The sequence below is a fragment of the Rhizobium sp. L9 genome, from assembly GCF_002531885.1.
Classification (GTDB): domain Bacteria; phylum Pseudomonadota; class Alphaproteobacteria; order Rhizobiales; family Rhizobiaceae; genus Rhizobium.
The window spans coordinates 1-1,612 of sequence record NZ_NWSZ01000084.1 but is presented as its reverse complement, the minus strand read 5'-3'; the positions used below and the strand labels follow the sequence as shown (position 1 = coordinate 1,612).

Genomic DNA, 1,612 nt, shown 5'->3' with positions numbered 1-1,612 from the left:
AGTCTTGGTAATCTTTTTTCAACGACCATTGCTGCTGATCACTGCCGTTGAGCCGGCTCGCTATGCTCTCCCTACCCTTGGTTTGCAGCCAATTACTAAACTTTCGTTGATTGCTGGCCAGTCTCCAGACGACTCTCCTCTGCGAAGTCGAGTCCGATCCGAGCTTGCTCAGCTCTTCGTTGGCCAAGGCATCAATCATGAGGGCGTCGTCGGGATAAGGATGATGCTGTTTCAACTGCGACTCAGCGCCTAGATACTGCCGCAGCCGATCGAGACTCACGTTTATTTTTACTTCAACGTTAATAGTAAATTCCCTAAAATCGTCCTTCAACGACCGTTGCTGCTCATCACTGCCAGTCAGGCGACTGCTTATGCTCCCCCGACCATTCTTTCGGAGCCAATTACCAAACCTCCGTTGATTGCTGGCCAGATTCAAGACGCCTTTCCTCTTGGAAGTCGACTCCGGTCCGAGCTTGCTCAGCTCTTCCTTGGTGAAGCTATCAATCATGCGGGTGTCGTCGGGATAAGGATGATGCTGTTTCAACTGCGACTCGGCGCCTAGATACTGCCGCAGCCGATTGAAACCCACGCTTATTTTTACTTCAACGTTAGTAGTAAATTCCCTAAAATCGTCCTTTAACGACCGTTGCTGCTCATCACTGCCAGTCAGGCGACTGCTTATGCTCCCCCGACCATTCTTTTGGAGCCAATTACTAAACCTCCGTTGATTTATCGCCATATTCTGGACAACTTTCCTCTTGGAAGTCGAGTCCGGTCCGAGCTTGCTCAGCTCTTCGTTGGCCAAGCCATCAATCATGAGGGCGTCGTCGGGATAAGGATTATGCTGTTTCAACTGGGACTCGGCGCCTAGATACTGCCGCAGCCGATCTAAACTCACGACCACTTTTCCCTCGGCCTCGGTAAATTTCCTAAAATCCTCCTGCAACGACTGTTGCTGCTGATCAGTACCCGTGAGTCGGCTGACTATGCTCCCCCTACCCTCCCTTTTGAGCCAATCGCTAAACTTTCGTTGACTACTGGCATTTTTCTGAGAAATCGAGACCGGTCCGAGCTTACTCCGCTCTTCCTTGGCCAAGGCATCAATGACGCGGGCGTCATCGGGATAGGGATCATGAATTCGGCGACCCATCAGGCGCGGCCCAGGTCCAACGGCTTGGAGTTCTTGCCCCTCAGGCGCGAGCCTCCTGAAATGAGACAGCGCTGAGTTAAGGCGGTTCTGATCGTCCTCACCGCTTGCCCAATAATCCGCGATATCAACGGCTAGTGAATCTGGATCGTTTAAAAACCGAGAAGCCATCGAATCTCTGTTTTCTGCTCGGAGCCAACGAGCGAACCTCCTAAGAATCCCTAAATTGTTCTCGACGGTAGCCTCGGGAACCCTTCCGTCCCCTCGGCCGATGCTACCGTCGGGTAGAATTTCGTAGTTTCGAACTGCTTCCGCGAACTGGTTGATGCGGGACTCGTCATCGGGATGCATGTCCCGGTCGGCGGGGCGACCACGCTTTCGAACCTTAGTTGAGACCACGTGAGTCTCCGTTGCGGCATCGACGTCTTGCTGCCCCGAACCCCTCTCCGGCGCCAGCGACTGCGG

At 53.3% G+C, this 1,612-nt stretch carries 1 pseudogene; it reads right to left on the bottom strand.

Annotated elements, in window-relative coordinates:
* Positions 1 to 1,612 (bottom strand): annotated as a pseudogene (locus tag CO660_RS32320) (hypothetical protein); the annotation flags it as partial.